Below are 17,326 nucleotides of genomic sequence, written 5' to 3'. Positions count from 1 at the left end.
TTTACCAACCACGCTCTTGCATACGTTCATTCGCGGCTAATTGTGAAATGTCTAAACCTCGCATAGGTTCGCCTAATTGTTCAGATAAGCGGGCAATCAGATCATAATCTTGGTAATGAGTTGTGGCTTGCACAATGGCTTTGGCAAATTTTTCAGGGTTTTCCGCTTTGAAAATACCAGAGCCAACAAACACACCATCAGCTCCTAATTCCATCATTAAAGCAGCATCAGCTGGGGTGGCAACGCCGCCTGCGGCAAAATTAACCACTGGCAATTTTCCTAATTCTTTGATTTCTAAAAATAATTCAAAAGGTGCACCAAGATGTTTTGCTTCGGTCATTAACTCATCAAGGCTCATTGCTACTACTTTACGCACTTGAGCATTGACTTTACGCATATGGCGTACCGCCTCAACAATATTGCCTGTGCCGGGTTCGCCTTTGGTACGCAACATTGATGCCCCCTCGCCAATACGGCGTAACGCCTCGCCTAAATCGCGACAACCACAGACAAATGGCACGGTAAATTCACTTTTGAGCAAGTGAAATTCTTCATCGGCAGGGGTTAATACTTCGCTTTCATCAATATAATCCACTCCCATTGCCTCAAGCACCCTTGCCTCAGTAATATGCCCAATACGGGCTTTTGCCATAACAGGAATGGATACCGCATTCATCACCTCTTTCACAATGCGAGGATTTGCCATTCTCGCCACGCCACCCGCCGCACGAATATCAGAGGGAACACGCTCTAAAGCCATTACTGCTACCGCTCCTGCTGCCTCAGCAATGCGTGCTTGTTCGGCATTGACTACGTCCATAATCACGCCACCTTTTTGCATTTGTGCCATACCACGTTTTACGATGTTTGAGCCTAAAATTGTTGTCATTTGGGTTTCCTTAAATTAAATAAAATAAATGAGTGGCTATTTTGTCCAATCTCAGGTAGGGTTAAAAGGGTCAAATTTTAACAAAATAATGAGGTCAGTTTATGCGGCGATTAAATTATCAACTTTATCGGCAAAGTCGTACCCCTTTATATGTCCAACTTTATCAGCAAATTCGCCAAGGGATTCACGCCGAACAACTCCAGTTTGGCGATAAATTGCCCTCTAAACGGCATTTATGTGATTATTTACAAATTAGTCAAAATACCGTTGAAAGTGCTTATGCCCAATTATTGGCGGAGGGCTATATTGAATCGCAGCCAAGACGCGGTTTTTTCGTATGTTTTCAATCGGAATTGCAATTAGCACGCCAATCGCCTCGCAAAAAAGCAACTGTCTTTCAGCCAAAAAACAATTATCTTTATGATCTTAATCCCAATGCCATTGACACCGAACATTTCCCCTTTGCCACTTGGCAAAAATGTGGGCGAGGTTTAGGGCATAAACAGCAAGCACAATTATTACGTTTAGGCGATAATCAAGGGGAATTGAGTTTACGTAATGAAATTGCCGATTATTTACTTGCCTCAAGGGGCGTTCATTGCGACCCTGCTCAAATTGTGGTGGCAGCTGGGGTGGATAGCTGTATGCAACAGCTTATTTTGCTCTTTAATCAGCTAGTGGAAAAGCCTGTTTATGCTATGGAATCTTATGGCTATACTTCGGTAAAAAAATTGCTTGCACTTTATCATAAACCCATAGTTACCTTGCCTTTGCAACAAAATAATGAGCTTGATCTTAGCCAATTAGCGCAACAATCGGTTAATATCGCCTTTGTTACCCCCTCTCATCTTTATCCCTTTGGGCAAGTATTAAGTATTGGGCAACGGCAAAATTTGTTGGAATGGGCGGATAGTGGCACACAACGTTATATTATTGAAGATGATTATGACAGCGAGTTCCGCTACAAAGGGAAACCTATACCCGCTTTACAAAGCCTTGATATGAACCAAAAAGTCATCTATCTTGGTTCATTTTCCAAGTTAATTATGCCAGCTTTGCGTATTGCCTTTATGGTGTTACCTAAATCTTTATTGCCAGCTTACCAGCAATATTGTGGCTTTCTTCATTCTTCCGTTTCACGTTTTGAGCAACAACGTTTAGCGAAATTTATGGCACAAGGTTATTTTGAACAACATATTCAGCGTATGCGTAAGCGTTACCGCAAAAAAATGGAATTACTTTGCCAATTATTAGCCCCTTACCGCCAACATTTACGTTATTACGGCGAACATTCGGGGTTTTATTTACTCATTGAAGTATTAAATAGCCGTTATGACGCCAATGAACTGGCACAACGTGCCAACGCAGTGGGCATTTTAGTCTATCCTATTGATTATCCAAATAAATGTTTATTATCCCTTGGCTTCGCCAATCTTAATGAAAACCAATTAAGCAATGCCATTGGTTTATTGTGTTTACAGTGGGGGTTGAGGGAGAGGGGATAATAATAAAGAGATATTATTATCCATTCAAAATTATATTGGTTTGGTAATCTTGTCTTATTTTAAGTTAATGATTTCATTTTATTTTCTAGCCCCTCTAAAATGGGATCAATAATATTTTGGGGCAAATATGTGGTATTAATTTCATTAATTAATGAGTAAGAGTTTATTAATTCATGTAAAATGTCTTCCACCGTTTCTGAGGAAAAATTGGCTAATTTAGCCGTATCAAAAATATGTCGTAGTTTAATTTTTTGCCATAAATAATGACGGTTTTTTCCTTGCCAAGCCATTGCCATTTTTATTTTTTGCCGTTGTAATCCGTTTGAACGGATTATAGGATAAGCCGAAATTACATCATAAAATGGGGTTAAACGATAACGATTTTGTGGTTCTAAGTACAAACTAAAATTTTTTGCATGCCCATCAATGGCACAGAGTAACCAAAACACAATTTGAGCCTTAAAAAAACGTTTACGGTCTTGGATAGGATCGGCAGATCCTTTGAGTAAATCCATAATTTTCAAAATACCAATACCGCCATCGGCTTCATATTTACGTGCAGGAGCAACTCCAAGGGCTTGACATATATCCTCTTGTGGTAAGAGGATCAACCAATTACCTTTAGATGACCAACGGCGATCAAAACGTTCAACAATCAATACTTTGGTTTCACCAAATTGTTTAATCTCGGCATGGGGGACGGATAAACCAAATTTTTGTAAAATCTGTAAGCAAAACCATTCATTTTCACAGCTATGTGATAAATCTAATTGTCCTTGTCCCACAATACCTATTGGTAATTTAAAAATATGGCTAGTTGCGGTTGCATGTAATGGGCGTTGCCATTGATTTTGATACCATAATAATGCTGTTTTTTCCTGTGCTCCCGCAAGAGAAATGCGAAAATCATCTAATTTGTCCATTCCTAGCGGTGAAGTGCGGTAGTTTTTTAATAAATTTTCAATTTCTTTCTCATTTAACGGCTGAGATTGAATTTGTTTAACTAAATGACTTTCTCCTTGATAAAGTTGAATAGCACCAACACAGTCTAGCCCTATGGCAGAAAGTAAATCAAAAGGAGACTTGGTTTTCGTTTGAAAACGTTGTTGAATACGCGAGCGAATTTGTTCATTATCGGGCAACAAATTATCAAAGAAATTATAGACCACATCACCTTTATGAGGTGTTTGGGAAAGTGGTAACGATAATGAAATCGCTCGACTGCGAGGGAATGCTAACCAAGTCTCTGCATATTGAAATTCTATTCTACCGTCCGAATATTTCCGCTATTCCCCTACGGTTTCTCCATTCATTGCAACAGTTAAAACATTAGGATTTACCATATATCCTCTGCATCATCTTGGGTTAATAATGAGATATTCTTTGGACGAGGTTGTACCACTAATTCCAATTCAAGCCCAGCTAATAATTTAAATAAGGTTTCTAATTTAGTGCTGTCTGGGGTATTTTCAAAGGCTGATACTGTCGCTTGTTTCATACCTACAATTTTGGCTAAATCTGTTTGAGATAATTTATTTGGGGCTGAAGTAGATTAGCTGTTGTGATAGATTGCAAAAAATAAAGGTAACTCATTGTAAATTAAAAGAAAAATACAGCTAAAACTCCTTGAGTTTTTTATCCTTGAAGTAACGGCTAGAGCAGCTGCTGATTTATTAGGTATTCAGCCTAATACGGCTATCTTATTTTACCGTAAAATTCGCCAAGTGATTTGCTATCATCTTGCTCTACAAGTTCATGACGTTTTTGAGGACGGAGTTGACCTAGATGAACGTTAGTAAAGAAAGGAAAACGAGGGTATGGAGAGGAGAGAAAATAGCTGTTTTCGGTATGCTAAAACACCAAGGTAAGGTTTATTACCATCGTGATTGAAAATACACGGATGAAAACCTTGCTTCCGGCTATTAAAAGAAAAATTCAGCCAGATAGTATTGTATATACGGACTATTATCGTAGTGATGATGTTCTTGATGTGAGTGAATTTGAACATTATCAGATTAATCATCAAACGCATTTTGCCGTAAAGAAAAATCATATCAATAGCATTAAAAATTTTTGGAATCAAGCCAAACGCGTATTAAGAAAATATAATGGTATTGACCGAAAATCCTTTCCTTTATTCTTGAAAGAATGCGAGTTTCGGTTTAACTTTGGGGCACCTTCTCAGCAACTTAAAATCTTGTGAAAATGGTGTGAAATTTAGGGCTAATCTACTTCAGCCCCTTAAAATAATAACTGTTTTGTTAAGATGAGTTATGTATAATGTTCAAAATTTTATCTAGGAGAAATTCATATGAGTAAAAACTGGAAACTAGAAACCGATGTAAATGATTGGATAAAAGAACAATTTGCTAAAATAGGATTAAAGAAGTTAACAGATTTTAATGAAGAATCTGCAATGTCGGGTTATCTCAAAGAAGCATTGAAAGGTTCAGCAAAAACTAAAAATAAAGCAAATTTTGGCAAACCTGATTTTCATATTGAGCAGTATGCTATTCCTGTAATTATTGAGAATAAGTTAGGGATTAAAAAGCTTAAAGCAGCTACGAAAGATGGTATTAAATTTGATGACAAATCCATCAGCAATTATGCTGTCAATGGCGCATTACATTACGCTCGTAATATGATTGCCAGTAATAAATATTCTGAAGTGATCGCTATTGGTTGTGCGGGCAATGATGAAAAAAATGTGAAAATCGAAGTTTATTATGTTTTTGGTAGTAGTGATACAGCATTCAAATATATTTCTCAAACAGAAACACTGAATTTTTTAGAAAATAAACAAACATTCAATGAGTTCTATCAAAATGCGAAATTAAGTGAAGAAGATAAGCACCTCATATTAATTACTAGTCAAGCCCAGTTAAAAAACTATTCCAAAAAGCTTAATAAATTAATGCATAGTCTAAATATTACTGCTCCTCAACGAGTTTTATACGTGTCAGGAATGTTGCTTGCAATGCAGGATATTAAAGATAAGAATGGCGAAATTTTACAGCAAGGTTTAACGCCTGAAAATTTAAAGGGCACCCAAACAGAGACACAGCGTGATGGTGTTAAAATTGTTCAGCAAATTAAAGAATATCTTAATTCAAAGCAAATTGAGTCAAAGAAAAGCGATTTAATGCTTGCTTCATTTAATGAAATTAGCAAAGATAGCCAGCGTGATGAGCTGATGGAAGTCCAAAAAGAAGCTGCTCCCCTTATTAATGGAAAAGCAAGCATAACCAAACAAATTTTTACCTTTATTTATGAACATATTTATCAGTCTATCGATGGTATGGCGGGTCATCTTGATATTATGGGCGAAATGTATTCTGAATTTCTGAAATATGCTTTAGGCGATGGAAAAGAAATAGGTATTGTGCTAACGCCACCTTATGTAACTAAAATGATGGCTCAAATTCTAGATATTGATATTGAAAGTAAAGTATTAGATTTGGCGACAGGTTCGGCTGGGTTTTTAATTAGTGCAATGGAAATAATGATCGCACAAGCCGAAAATAAATATGGCAAAAATACGACTAAAGCCAATGAGCTAATCAACAAAATAAAATCCGAACAATTACTTGGTGTAGAACTCAACGCCGAGATGTACACATTGGCGACAACCAATATGATTTTACGAGGCGATGGCTCAAGTAAAATAGAAAAAGGCAGTGCTTTTAATCGTCCGCCTAAATTATTTGAGAATTTTAAAGCGGATCGTATATTACTTAACCCACCATTCTCTTATGAAGAAAATGGCATGCCATTTATTGAGCATGGATTAAATAATTTAGAAAAAGGGGGATTAGGGGCAATTATTATTCAAGATAGTGCAGGCAGTGGCAAAGCCATTACAACGAATAAAAAGATTTTAAAAAAACATACTCTTTTAGCTAGTATTAAAATGCCTGTTGATTTATTTCAACCGATGGCTGGCGTACAAACTAGTATTTATATTTTCAAGGCTGGTAAGCCTCACGACAAAGATGTTAGCGTTAAATTTATTGATTTTCGCAATGATGGTTACAAACGCACGGAACGTAGTTTAATTGAACAAGATCAGCCTACACAACGTTATCAGGATATTATTAAAATTTACAAAGCAGGGAGAAATGCGTTAGTAAATCGTGATTTATGGAATCTTGATGAGATTTATGTAGAGGATTTTATTAGCTTAGAGGGTAATGATTGGAATTTTGATCAACATAAAAAATCAGAATTAGTCCCCACCTTATCGGATTTCAAAAAGACCGTAAGTGATTATTTAGCTTGGGAGGTCTCACAACTACTAAAGCAACAAAAGCTGGAAAATGAACAATTACTAAAGTAGATGCCCACTTGACTAATATGTTGAATAGTGTCAAGTGGGAAGAATTTGAGTTAGAAAAATTATTCATTATTGAAAATACATTATCCTTTAATAAAGATAAGTTAACAACAGGAGATGAATATGACTATGTGACGAGAACATCTCAAAACCAAGGAATATTACAGACAACAGGTTTTGTGAATACAGAAAATATTAATCCTGCAGGTAATTGGAGTTTAGGTTTATTGCAAATGGATTTTTTTTATCGCAATAAACCTTGGTATGCTGGGCAATTTGTAAGAAAAATCACACCAAAGATTGTATTACCCCCTAAAACGATTAATTTCTTTTCATCTATTTTAAATAAACAAAAACCCATTTTACTTTCGGTTCTAGTAAGAGATGTTGACGATGTTTTTCGTAATATAAAAATAAAGCTTCCAGTAAAAAAATCTAACAATAACATGGAAGGAAATATAGGAGAGATTATCGACTTTGACTTTATGCAGTCCTTTGTCGCCGAGCTTGAGGCTCAGCGAGTCGCCGAGCTTGAGGCTCAGCGAGTCGCCGAGCTCGAGGCTTACCTACTAAAAACAGGATTGTCTAATTATACTTTAACTGAAAAAGAAATGCAAGTTATTGATAATATTAATAATTCTACATTGGGGGGGGGTAAATGGCAATCCTTTAATCTAAAACAATTATTTGGTTCTGCTACACGTGGTAAACGTCTTAAAAGTGATGATCGCATTGTGGGTAATCTTCCCTTTGTTACGGCAGGGGAAGCCAATACAGGCATTTCAGCCTTTATAGGTAACCCTGTTCATATTTTTAATGCAAACACAGTTACTATAGATATGTTCGGTTCTGCTAAATACCGAAACTATGACTACGGAGCAGACGATCATATTGCGGTTGTTCATACTGAAAGTCTTCCCCCACTGGCAACAATGTTTATCGCATCAGCTATTCATAAAGCTTCTTATTTTTCTGGAAAATTCAGTTATTCTCGTAATTTTTACGCTAAAGATGCAGATGAACTAACGATTTCTCTACCTTGTAAATCAGGGAAACCAGATTACGATTATATGGCGGCGGTAATGTCTGCTGTTCAAAAACTAGTAATTAAAGAGGTGGTTGATTATAGTGATAAGAAAATGAAGGCTTATTGTTCCTGTGTGGATTAATAAGCATAAGTATGTTTCTTTTATTTACTTCTTGAGAAGCAAGGTCAGTTCAGAAATGTGTTACGGTGGTTTAAATAGTGTAAGACATTTTTGATATGTTTTATTCTTATATTTGAAACAATACATTGTTTGTTGAAAAATAATTAATAACCACAAAATATTAAGAGTAATATAGGTTTTTAAAGTGAATCTATCTAATTCCCAAATTTTTATCAAATACCGCAAACGTTTGCTTAAAAATGCGGTATAATTTCCCAAAATTTTTTTAATACAGGTAAACACAATGACAGAAATTAGCTTAAAAAAAATTTATTCAGGTAAAGTGCGGGATCTTTATGAAATCGATCAGCATAGAATGTTAATGGTCGCTACCGATCGTTTATCGGCATTTGATGTGATTTTACCCGATCCTATTCCGGGCAAAGGGGAAATTTTGACGCAAATTTCCAATTTTTGGTTTAAGAAATTAGCCCATATTATGCCAAATCATTTCACAGGCGAAACAGTGTTTGATGTGTTGCCTGCTGAGCAAGCGGAACAATTACAATATCGTGCGGTGGTGTGTAAACGCTTAACGCCGATTAAAATTGAGTCTATTGTGCGTGGTTATTTGACTGGCAGTGGCTTAAAGGATTATCAAAAAACAGGCACTATTTGTGGGCTTGCTTTACCAGCGGGGTTGGTTGAGGCGAGTAAATTACCAGAGCCTATTTTTACTCCTTCAAGCAAGGCTGAAGTAGGCGATCACGATATTAATATTAGCTTTGCTCAATGCCAACAAGAAATCGGCAAAGCATTGGCGGAGCAAGTCAAGGAAAAAGCCATTGCGTTATATACAGAGGCGGCTAAATATGCTTTGAGTAAGGGCATTATTATTTGTGATACCAAGTTTGAATTTGGGCTAGATGAAAACGGAGTATTAACTTTAATGGACGAAGTGTTAACACCAGACTCAAGCCGTTTTTGGTCAGTGGAAATCTATCAAGAGGGGACAAATCCGCCGTCTTTTGATAAACAATTTATTCGTGATTGGTTAGCTCAAAGCGGTTGGAATAAACAGCCACCCGCTCCAACTGTGCCAGCGGAGATTATTGAGAAAACCGTTGCGAAATATCAAGAGGCATTGGATTTATTAACCAAATAATTGTTAATTTTCTTATTATCATTGTATCCGCCCTTTATCCATTAAAGGGCGGTTATTTTTTAAATAATTTTTCTCAACTTTTATTAAGCAAACGATTGCTTATACCCTGTTTTCAAGTATAATCCGCCACTTAAATTTGACTAATCTAAGGAAAAGCATGAACCATTTATTATATTCCGTTGAAGATAAGCCACCATTCGGCTTAAGTTTATTATTGGCGGCACAGCATTTATTAGCTGCATTGGGGGGCATTATCGCCGTACCTTTGGTGATTGGTAATGTATTAAAATTGCCAGTAGAGGATACTATTGTGTTAGTGAATGCTGCCTTGTTAATTTCAGGGGTAGTTACCATTATCCAATGTAAGGGTATTGGACCTATTGGTATCCGTTTGCCTAGCGTGATGGGAACGAGTTTTACCTTTGTGGCGGCGGCGTTAGCCATTGGTTTTAGCGAATATGGCGTAGCTGGGATTATGGGGGCATCCCTTGCAGGATCGGTGGTAATGATTATCGGCAGTTTCTTTATGCCTTATATTCGTAAACTTTTTCCACCTGTGGTAACAGGTACAGTGGTAATGATGATCGGTTTAAGTTTAATCCCTGTAGCGGTGGATTGGTTTGCTGGTGGACAACGTGGCGATAGCCATTATGCCACCCCTGAAAATTTAATGATGGCGACCTTTGTATTGGTTATCGTAGTGGCATTGGTGCAATGGGGAAAAGGTATTTTTTCCGCTGCCGCTATCGTGATTGGTATGATGACAGGTTATATTATTGCTTTAGCATTGGGTTGGGTGGATTTTACAGGCGTTAAAGAGGCACAAGTTTTCGCCGTTCCGCAGCCATTGCATTTTGGTTTAGCCTTTCCTATTTCAGGCATTATTGGTATGAGTATTGCCTATTTGGTTACCATTGTAGAATCCAGCGGTAACTTCTTAGCCTTAGGTAATGCCACCCAAACAGAGATTACAGGCAAACACTTGCGAGGTGGCGTGTTATGTGATGGATTAGGCTCAGCTTTGGCGGCTTTGATGTCCACCACACCATTTTCTTCTTTCTCACAAAATATTGGCGTGATTTCATTAACAGGTGTAGCAAGCCGTTATGTGGTGGCGTTAACAGGGGCGTTATTAGTATTAGCAGGCTTGTTCCCTGTATTTGGGGCATTGATTGTGTCTATTCCATTGCCCGTATTAGGCGGAGCGGGATTGATGATGTTCGCGATGATTATCGCCGCTGGAATACAAATGTTAGATAATGTTGAACGTAGTCGCCGTAATGGTTTAATTATTGCCATTTCCATTGGCTGTGGCTTAGCGGTAACCACACGCCCTGAATTATTAGATAAATTACCGAGCTTTTTCAAAGAAGTGTTTGGTTCAGGTATTACGGTCGGCTCATTATTGGCATTGGTATTGAATTTGGTATTACCACAGGATAAAAAAGCCTAATTTTAATCAAATGATAAAAAGTAAAAGTCGTGAGCCAAATGCCACGACTTTTTGTTATAATATGCCCTTTAATTTTATTTTATAGAAGGACGTAATATGGAAACCATGCCAGCCTGCCCTGTGTGTCAAGGGCAATATGTTTATCACGATAGTATTCATTTTGTTTGCCCTGATTGTGCACACGAATGGGCAGAAAATGAAAATGTTAGCCAAGAGCAAGAGAGGGTTTACAAAGACAGTAATGGCAATCTTTTGCAGGACGGTGATTCAGTGATTTTAATTAAGGATCTCAAGGTAAAAGGCTCTTCTATTGTATTGAAAAAAGGGACAAAAGCGAAAAATATCCGCCTTGTGGATGCTGATCACGATGTTGATTGTAAAATTGATGGGCAAAGTTTTTCATTAAAATCGGAATTTTTGAAAAAAGCCTAAAAAAATTTTGGCAAAATAGACCGCACTTTTAGCACAATAATAGGAATAAGTTACGATGCTCAAGCAAGTTTCTGACAGTTTATTAGCACCGAGCCAGTTGTCGGTGCAGGATTTTCCACAGGTTTTTGATATTCTTTTACAGCGTAATGTTGATTATGCTGATCTCTATTTTCAATTAAGCCAAGATGAAAGTTGGGTTTTAGAGGACGGTATTATCAAAGAAGGGGGCTTTCATATTGATCGTGGGGTTGGTGTGCGAGCCATTAGTGGCGAGAAAACGGGTTTTGCTTATTCTGATCAAATTAACCTAACAAGTTTACAACAATGTGCCAATGCCATTAAAGGGATTGCTCAATCGGCACAAACTCAGCCTATGGCTTTGCGTGATTTTGCGCTAACACAAGCCCCATTACGCTATGCCGCCATTAATCCTTTAGCCATGGAAAAAGAGCAGAAAATTGAGATTTTGCGTTTAGTGGATCGTATTGCTCGTGCGGAAGATCCGAGAGTAATGCAAGTTTCCGCCAGTTTGACAGCATTATATGAAGAAGTGTTAGTGGCAGCCACTGATGGTACGCTAGCTGCGGATATTCGTCCATTAGTGCGTTTGTCCGTATCGGTTTTGGTGGAACAAGACGGTAAGCGTGAGCGTGGCGGAGCTGGTGTTGGTGGACGCGTAAGCCTAGATTGGTTTTTACAGCCTTATTTGGGCGAAATCAGAGCGGTCTATTTTGCTAAAGAGGCGGTACGTCAAGCCTTAGTGAATTTATCGGCGGTGGCAGCCCCAGCTGGGTTAATGCCAGTGGTACTTGCCGCAGGTTGGCCGGGCGTGTTATTGCACGAGGCGGTAGGGCATGGTTTAGAGGGCGATTTTAATCGTAAACAAAGTTCGTTATTTACAGGAAAAATTGGCGAGCTGGTAACATCGCCATTATGTACCATTGTTGATGACGGTACTTTACCTGATCGACGCGGATCTTTAACCATTGATGATGAAGGCGTGCCGAGTCAATGTAATGTGCTGATTAAAGAGGGGATATTGCAAGGCTATTTGCAAGATAAAATGAATGCCCGTTTAATGGGAGTAAAGCCTACTGGTAATGGACGGCGTGAGTCTTATGCGCATTTACCTATGCCAAGAATGACCAATACTTATATGCTTGCTGGGCAAAGTAAATTTGATGATTTAATTCATTCGGTGGATTATGGGATTTATGCACCGCATTTTGGTGGTGGGCAAGTGGATATTACCTCAGGAAAATTTGTGTTTTCTGCCTCTGAAGCCTACTTAATTGAAAAGGGAAAAATTACTAAACCTGTTAAAGGTGCAACTTTAATCGGCAGTGGTATTGAGGTTATGCAAAATATTTCTATGGTGGCAGATCAGGCTGAATTAGATCATGGTATTGGGGTTTGTGGTAAAGAGGGGCAAAGTGTGCCTGTTGGTGTGGGACAACCAGCCCTTAAAATAGATAAAATGACGGTTGGGGGGACGGATTAAACGTTGAAGAATTATATTTTTTCTTCGACTTTGTTAGCATATTTCGCTCCCTTTGATAAAGGGAGCGACTTACTTTCTTTGCTTGCACAAAGAAAGTAAGCAAAGAAATGCACCCCTAGAAAAATTCTGATCCTGTGTTTCAACTTGAACCATCACGCCACATTTCTGAACTCGCCTTGCTTTGCAAGGCTCAGACAGCAGAAATGTGTCTATGGTTCTAAGTTTTACACAGGGAATTTTTAAGGGGAATGATCGGAAATATTGAGATTATTGGAAAATTTTCTAAAACTGACCGCACTTTTGAACAAAACCTAAACTTAAAAAATATATTTATTACCAATAAGTTACCCGAAACAATGATAATGCTCCCTTACCCCTTAAAAAATCCCAGCCTGAGCTTAGAACGATAGAATAATTTTGGCTGTTTGAGCGTAGCGAGTTCCAAAATTATTCGTATATCTTTCTTAGTGAAAGGCTGGATAAGATTTTTTCTAGGGGCGTGTTTCTTTGCCTACTTTCTTTACACGAGTAAAGAAAGTAGGTCGCCAACGGCGAAAACCGTTAGCAATAACGAAGAAAAAAAGCCCCTAAAATAAAACAAAGCTCCAACTAAGCAAACGTTTACTTACCCCCTAACTTTGATTAGAATAACCCCTTTTCTTATAACTTAAGGGGCTATTATGTCAACGCCAACTCATCAAACAAATACATCTTTTTTAGAAAAGCATTTTTTATTAAAACAACGAGGCACTCATTTACGCCAAGAAATTATCGCAGGCTTAACCACCTTTTTGGCGATGGTTTATTCTGTGATTGTAGTGCCTAATATGCTTGGTGCCGCAGGATTTCCGCCAGAATCTGTGTTTATTGCGACCTGTTTAGTGGCAGGTTTGGGATCGATTTTAATTGGGTTTTGGGCAAATGCACCAATGGCGATTGGCTGTGCCATTTCTTTAACCGCATTTACTGCCTTTAGTTTAGTGATTGGACAACAGGTTTCCGTACCTGTGGCATTAGGGGCGGTATTTCTGATGGGCGTGGTCTTTACCTTGATCTCTGCCACTGGCGTGAGAGCATGGATTTTACGCAATTTGCCTATCAGTATCGCCCATGGTGCAGGAATTGGTATTGGCTTATTTTTATTGTTAATTGCCACTAATGGGGTTGGGCTTGTGGTAAGTAATCAAGCGGGTTTACCTGTTCAATTAGGCGATTTCACCTCGTTTCCTGTGTTAATGTCTTTATTAGGCTTGGCGGCGATTATTGGTTTGGAAAAATTGCAAATTAAAGGGGCAATTTTATGGGTGATTATTGCCATTACCTTAATTGGATTATGCTTTGATCCTAATGTAAATTTTAATGGCGAAGTGTTTAAAGCCCCAACTTTTGGCGAACAATCCTTATTTTTACAACTGGATATTATGGGGGCATTACAACCCGCCATTTTACCTGTGGTTTTTGCGTTAGTGATGACCGCCGTATTTGATGCCACAGGTACTATTCGTGCCGTTGCTGGACAAGCAAATTTAATTGATAAAGAGGGGAAAATTATTAATGGCGGTAAAGCCTTAACTTCTGATTCGGTGAGTAGTTTAATGTCGGGGGTATTAGGCACGTCACCTGCTGCGGTTTATATTGAATCTGCCGCAGGTACAGCTGCTGGTGGTAAAACAGGGATTACAGCCATTGTAGTGGGGGTACTGTTTCTTTTAATGTTATTTTTTCAACCCTTAGCTTTTCTTGTACCGGGCTATGCCACTGCACCCGCGTTAATGTATGTGGGGTTATTAATGTTAAGCAATGTGAGTAAACTGGATTTTAGTGATTTTGTCGGCGCAATGAGTGGCTTGATTTGTGCGGTATTTATTGTGCTTACCGCAAATATTGTGACAGGGATTATGCTAGGTTTTGCTAGCCTTGTCATCGGGCGTTTAATCAGTGGCGAAATCGCAAAATTAAATGTAGGAACAGTGATTATTGCGGTGGTATTGGTTGCCTTTTATGCCGGTGGCTGGGCGATATAGTCGTTAGATTTTAAAAAACAAGGCGTATTGCCTTGTTTTTTCGTTTTAAAAATAGGGGAATTTTTATTCCTCAAACAAATCCCGATACTGCACTAATTGTGCTTTTGTTAAAGCAAATACACCGTCTCCACCTTGTTTAAATGTGAGCCATTGGAAAGGGACTTGTGGGTATTGCTCAATTAAATGCACCATACTATTTCCCACTTCACAAACCAGCACACCTTGTTCAGTTAAATAATCGGCGGCTTTGGCTAAAATACGTTTGGCGAGTAATAAGCCATCTTGCCCAGCTTCTAAGGCAAGCATAGGCTCATGTTGAAATTCGGCAGGCATATCGGCAAGATCTTCGCTGTCCACATAAGGGGGATTGGTAACGATCAAATCGTATTGATCAGCAGGTAACTGGTCAAAGAGATCCGATTGAATAGGAAAAACACGATGTTGTAATTGATGTCTTTCAATATTGATTTCAGTTACATTTAACGCCTCTAATGAGAGATCCACCGCATCAACTTCTGCTTGCTCAAAGCGATCCGCACAAGCAATGGCGATACAGCCACTTCCTGTACACATATCCAAAATACGTTTTGGGCTATGTTCAAGTAAGCCCGTAAATCCTTGTTGAATAAGCTCGCCAATGGGAGAACGAGGAATTAAGACACGTTCATCTACATAAAAAGGTAATCCGCAGAACCAAGCTGTATGGGTTAAATAAGCCACGGGGATACGCTGTTCAATGCGAGCAATCACTAAGTCAATAATCCGTTGTTTTTCGGTTTGAGTGAGTTTTGCATCATATAATTCGCTTGGTACATCAGGGGGAAGATTAAGGGCAGTAAGCACTAATTGGCTTGCTTCGTCCCAAGGGTTGTCATAACCATGACCATAAAAAATGTCCGCTTGATTAAAATGGCTATATGTCCAACGTAGATAATCTTTAATACTGTGTAAATCTTTTTCCACCAAGTCGGTATCAATGGTATTTGTCATAATTTGCTCCTTTAAAAATTTTGTCGCTAGTTATATCATATTTAGCCTGATAGCTAAATCGCTTTTCTTTGAATTTATAGTCGTTACACTTAAAATAACCCCCTTTGTACATTGGCTTATTTCAAACTAAAACAACAATCATTGAGATAGGAATAAGAAAAGTGCGGTGTAAAATAGAAAAATTTTTAAAATGAAAAAATTAGCACAACAAGATATTGCGTTATTTAGAGAAGCAACCAAAGGTTGCAAACCGATTAAACAGGATAGTGTTATACCTACTCGCAATAGGAAAATCGTTCAATCAGTGGCAAAACGTGAACAACGTGAGCAACAGGATAATTTATTTTATTTTTCTGACCAATATGAGCCATTACTGAACGAAGATAATGCGGTCAAATATTTGCGTGAAGGGGAAAATCCCCATTTATTAAAGCAATTACGGCGTGGCGATTTTTGTCCTGATTTATTTTTGGATTTACATGGCTTAACCAAGCAACAAGCTAAACAAGAATTGGCAGCATTATTGCTTGTTTGTGAAAAAGAACATATTTTTTGTGCCAGTATTATGACAGGTTATGGAACCTTCACCTTAAAACGGAAAATTCCCCGTTGGTTGGTGCAACACCCAAGGGTGCGAGCCTTACATCAAGCACCAAAAGAGTGGGGCGGTGAGGCGGCAATTTTAATATTGCTTGATACTTGAGCATAAAAAAACCTTGCCTATAAGGCAAGGTAATAATCAAAGGAGATTTATTTTTATGCGACAACACCAAATTGTTGTTTCATTAATGCTTCAAAATCTGTGCAACCGCCGATAGGTTTTTCATCAATAAAAATTTGTGGCACAGTTTCTACAGGTTTACCTACAGATTTTGATAAATCCGCTTTACTAATGCCTTCTGCAAGAATATCTACATAGCGATAGCTAAAATCTTCAACGGTATTTTGTAATTTTTCCGCTAATTCTTTTGCACGAACACAATATGGGCAACCTGGGCGGCCAAAAATAACAACAAACATAAATAACTCCTATTAATAAAATTAGTTTATATTTCGCCTATTCTATCTTATTCTTATGCCATTAATAAACTGTTTTTCAGCATTATTTTGATTGGTATAATATATCAATCTTAATCAGCAGGCTTATTTTAGGAGATTTTTATGCAAGCATTATCTTCCACCATTGCAACGCAATTAGCGCATCGTTCTATTCGTCAATTTACATCACAACCTATTGAAGAATCACTCTGCCAACAGCTCATTGAGGTGGCAAGAATGTCATCTTCCTCGAATCATTTGCAATGTATTTCCATTGTACGCATTACAGATATGGCATTGCGAGAGCAAATTATGGCTTGTGCGTCTCATCAAGTTTATATCAAGCAAGCCCCTGAATTTTGGGTGTTTTGTGTAGATTTTGCTAAGCACCAACAGCTTTGCCCACAAGCTCAATTAGATTATACCGAAGTGGCGTTGATCGGTGCGGTTGATGCAGGGATTATGGGGCAAAATGTGATGGTCGCCGCCGAATCTTTAGGCTTAGGTGGCGTATTTATCGGGGCATTACGTAATAATATAGAAAAAGTTGGCGAACTTTTGCAGTTACCTCCCCATTGTTTTGCGGTGTTTGGATTATGCTTAGGTTATCCCGATCAAGATCCGCCACAAAAACCTCGTTTACCACAACAAACCCTGTGCTTTGAAAATCAATATCAACCTTTATCCGCAAATCAGTTAGATAACTATAACCAAGAGGTTAAAGCCTATTATCAGCAACGTGGTAAACAAACAGATTGGTATGCCAATATCGCCAAAACCCTTGCAGAGCCTGTGCGACCACATATATTACCTTATTTGCAACAGCAAGGTTTTATGAAGAAATAATC

General features: G+C 38.2%; 14 protein-coding genes and 2 pseudogenes. 11 read left to right on the top strand and 5 right to left on the bottom strand.

Annotated elements, in window-relative coordinates:
- Position 1: 1 nt before the first annotated feature.
- On the bottom strand, positions 2 to 889 hold the full coding sequence (gene pdxS / locus EV694_RS08650) for a pyridoxal 5'-phosphate synthase lyase subunit PdxS (protein WP_132691559.1): 888 nt from the start codon (positions 887 to 889) through the stop codon (positions 2 to 4).
- A gap of 101 nt (positions 890 to 990) precedes the next feature.
- Here pdxS and pdxR point away from each other — a divergent pair, with 101 nt between their 5' ends.
- Positions 991 to 2,394, top strand: coding sequence for a MocR-like pyridoxine biosynthesis transcription factor PdxR (gene pdxR / locus EV694_RS08645; protein WP_132691557.1), 1,404 nt, complete (start codon positions 991 to 993; stop codon positions 2,392 to 2,394).
- 59 nt (positions 2,395 to 2,453) lie between these two features.
- Here the strand turns inward: pdxR and EV694_RS08640 are convergent, their stop codons facing one another.
- Both EV694_RS08640 and EV694_RS08635 read right to left on the bottom strand, forming a co-directional pair.
- Entirely contained in the window at positions 2,454 to 3,659 is a 1,206-nt protein-coding gene (locus EV694_RS08640) for a type II toxin-antitoxin system HipA family toxin (RefSeq protein ID WP_243646016.1), read from the bottom strand.
- A gap of 71 nt (positions 3,660 to 3,730) precedes the next feature.
- Positions 3,731 to 3,925: pseudogene (locus tag EV694_RS08635) on the bottom strand (helix-turn-helix domain-containing protein); the annotation flags it as partial.
- Positions 3,926 to 3,972: 47 nt separating this feature from the next.
- Between EV694_RS08635 and EV694_RS08630 the strand changes: the two are divergent.
- From EV694_RS08630 to EV694_RS08595, 8 genes and pseudogenes are all read left to right on the top strand, one after another.
- A pseudogene (locus tag EV694_RS08630) lies at positions 3,973 to 4,597 on the top strand (IS1595 family transposase).
- A 108-nt stretch (positions 4,598 to 4,705) separates the two neighbouring features.
- Positions 4,706 to 6,730, top strand: a complete 2,025-nt coding sequence (locus tag EV694_RS08625) for an HsdM family class I SAM-dependent methyltransferase (RefSeq protein ID WP_132691553.1) — start codon at positions 4,706 to 4,708, stop codon at positions 6,728 to 6,730.
- A gap of 17 nt (positions 6,731 to 6,747) precedes the next feature.
- Positions 6,748 to 7,896 (top strand): restriction endonuclease subunit S, encoded by a 1,149-nt coding sequence (locus EV694_RS08620; RefSeq protein ID WP_132691551.1) that lies wholly within the window; start codon positions 6,748 to 6,750, stop codon positions 7,894 to 7,896.
- A 283-nt stretch (positions 7,897 to 8,179) separates the two neighbouring features.
- Complete coding sequence (locus tag EV694_RS08615; RefSeq protein ID WP_132691549.1) at positions 8,180 to 9,040, top strand: phosphoribosylaminoimidazolesuccinocarboxamide synthase; 861 nt, start codon at positions 8,180 to 8,182, stop codon at positions 9,038 to 9,040.
- Positions 9,041 to 9,197: 157 nt separating this feature from the next.
- A complete protein-coding gene (locus tag EV694_RS08610; protein WP_132691547.1) occupies positions 9,198 to 10,493 on the top strand; it encodes a nucleobase:cation symporter-2 family protein in 1,296 nt (431 codons plus the stop codon).
- Between the two features lie 96 nt (positions 10,494 to 10,589).
- Positions 10,590 to 10,925, top strand: coding sequence for a zinc ribbon domain-containing protein YjdM (locus EV694_RS08605; protein WP_132691545.1), 336 nt, complete (start codon positions 10,590 to 10,592; stop codon positions 10,923 to 10,925).
- Between the two features lie 55 nt (positions 10,926 to 10,980).
- Positions 10,981 to 12,426 (top strand): metalloprotease TldD, encoded by a 1,446-nt coding sequence (gene tldD, locus EV694_RS08600; protein ID WP_132691543.1) that lies wholly within the window; start codon positions 10,981 to 10,983, stop codon positions 12,424 to 12,426.
- A gap of 680 nt (positions 12,427 to 13,106) precedes the next feature.
- Entirely contained in the window at positions 13,107 to 14,450 is a 1,344-nt protein-coding gene (locus EV694_RS08595) for an NCS2 family permease (RefSeq protein WP_132691541.1), read from the top strand.
- Positions 14,451 to 14,513: 63 nt separating this feature from the next.
- On the opposite strand, the gene prmB is transcribed toward EV694_RS08595, so the two are convergent.
- Positions 14,514 to 15,440, bottom strand: coding sequence for a 50S ribosomal protein L3 N(5)-glutamine methyltransferase (gene prmB, locus EV694_RS08590; protein WP_132691539.1), 927 nt, complete (start codon positions 15,438 to 15,440; stop codon positions 14,514 to 14,516).
- A 190-nt stretch (positions 15,441 to 15,630) separates the two neighbouring features.
- Here prmB and smrB point away from each other — a divergent pair, with 190 nt between their 5' ends.
- On the top strand, positions 15,631 to 16,143 hold the full coding sequence (gene smrB / locus EV694_RS08585; RefSeq protein WP_132691537.1) for an endonuclease SmrB: 513 nt from the start codon (positions 15,631 to 15,633) through the stop codon (positions 16,141 to 16,143).
- Positions 16,144 to 16,196: 53 nt separating this feature from the next.
- Here the strand turns inward: smrB and EV694_RS08580 are convergent, their stop codons facing one another.
- A complete protein-coding gene (locus EV694_RS08580; RefSeq protein WP_132691535.1) occupies positions 16,197 to 16,460 on the bottom strand; it encodes a GrxA family glutaredoxin in 264 nt (87 codons plus the stop codon).
- Between the two features lie 141 nt (positions 16,461 to 16,601).
- On the opposite strand from EV694_RS08580, the gene nfsA reads away from it, so the two are divergent.
- Positions 16,602 to 17,324 (top strand): oxygen-insensitive NADPH nitroreductase, encoded by a 723-nt coding sequence (nfsA, locus tag EV694_RS08575; RefSeq protein ID WP_132691533.1) that lies wholly within the window; start codon positions 16,602 to 16,604, stop codon positions 17,322 to 17,324.
- Positions 17,325 to 17,326: the final 2 nt, after the last annotated feature.

The sequence above is a fragment of the Volucribacter psittacicida genome (assembly GCF_004339025.1).
GTDB lineage: Bacteria > Pseudomonadota > Gammaproteobacteria > Enterobacterales > Pasteurellaceae > Volucribacter > Volucribacter psittacicida.
The sequence above is the reverse complement of the archived record's forward strand: the minus strand, read 5'-3'. Positions and strand labels throughout refer to the sequence as shown.

What these genes read in the sequence shown, in the direction of transcription:
- pdxS (WP_132691559.1), bottom strand. Translation starts at nt 889, where the DNA reads ATGACAACAATTTTAGGCTCAAACATCGTAAAACGTGGTATGGCACAA.
- pdxR (WP_132691557.1), top strand. Translation starts at nt 991, where the DNA reads ATGCGGCGATTAAATTATCAACTTTATCGGCAAAGTCGTACCCCTTTA.
- EV694_RS08625 (WP_132691553.1), top strand. Translation starts at nt 4,706, where the DNA reads ATGAGTAAAAACTGGAAACTAGAAACCGATGTAAATGATTGGATAAAA.
- EV694_RS08620 (WP_132691551.1), top strand. Translation starts at nt 6,748, where the DNA reads ATGTTGAATAGTGTCAAGTGGGAAGAATTTGAGTTAGAAAAATTATTC.
- EV694_RS08615 (WP_132691549.1), top strand. Translation starts at nt 8,180, where the DNA reads ATGACAGAAATTAGCTTAAAAAAAATTTATTCAGGTAAAGTGCGGGAT.
- EV694_RS08610 (WP_132691547.1), top strand. Translation starts at nt 9,198, where the DNA reads ATGAACCATTTATTATATTCCGTTGAAGATAAGCCACCATTCGGCTTA.
- EV694_RS08605 (WP_132691545.1), top strand. Translation starts at nt 10,590, where the DNA reads ATGGAAACCATGCCAGCCTGCCCTGTGTGTCAAGGGCAATATGTTTAT.
- tldD (WP_132691543.1), top strand. Translation starts at nt 10,981, where the DNA reads ATGCTCAAGCAAGTTTCTGACAGTTTATTAGCACCGAGCCAGTTGTCG.
- EV694_RS08595 (WP_132691541.1), top strand. Translation starts at nt 13,107, where the DNA reads ATGTCAACGCCAACTCATCAAACAAATACATCTTTTTTAGAAAAGCAT.
- prmB (WP_132691539.1), bottom strand. Translation starts at nt 15,440, where the DNA reads ATGACAAATACCATTGATACCGACTTGGTGGAAAAAGATTTACACAGT.
- smrB (WP_132691537.1), top strand. Translation starts at nt 15,631, where the DNA reads ATGAAAAAATTAGCACAACAAGATATTGCGTTATTTAGAGAAGCAACC.
- EV694_RS08580 (WP_132691535.1), bottom strand. Translation starts at nt 16,460, where the DNA reads ATGTTTGTTGTTATTTTTGGCCGCCCAGGTTGCCCATATTGTGTTCGT.
- nfsA (WP_132691533.1), top strand. Translation starts at nt 16,602, where the DNA reads ATGCAAGCATTATCTTCCACCATTGCAACGCAATTAGCGCATCGTTCT.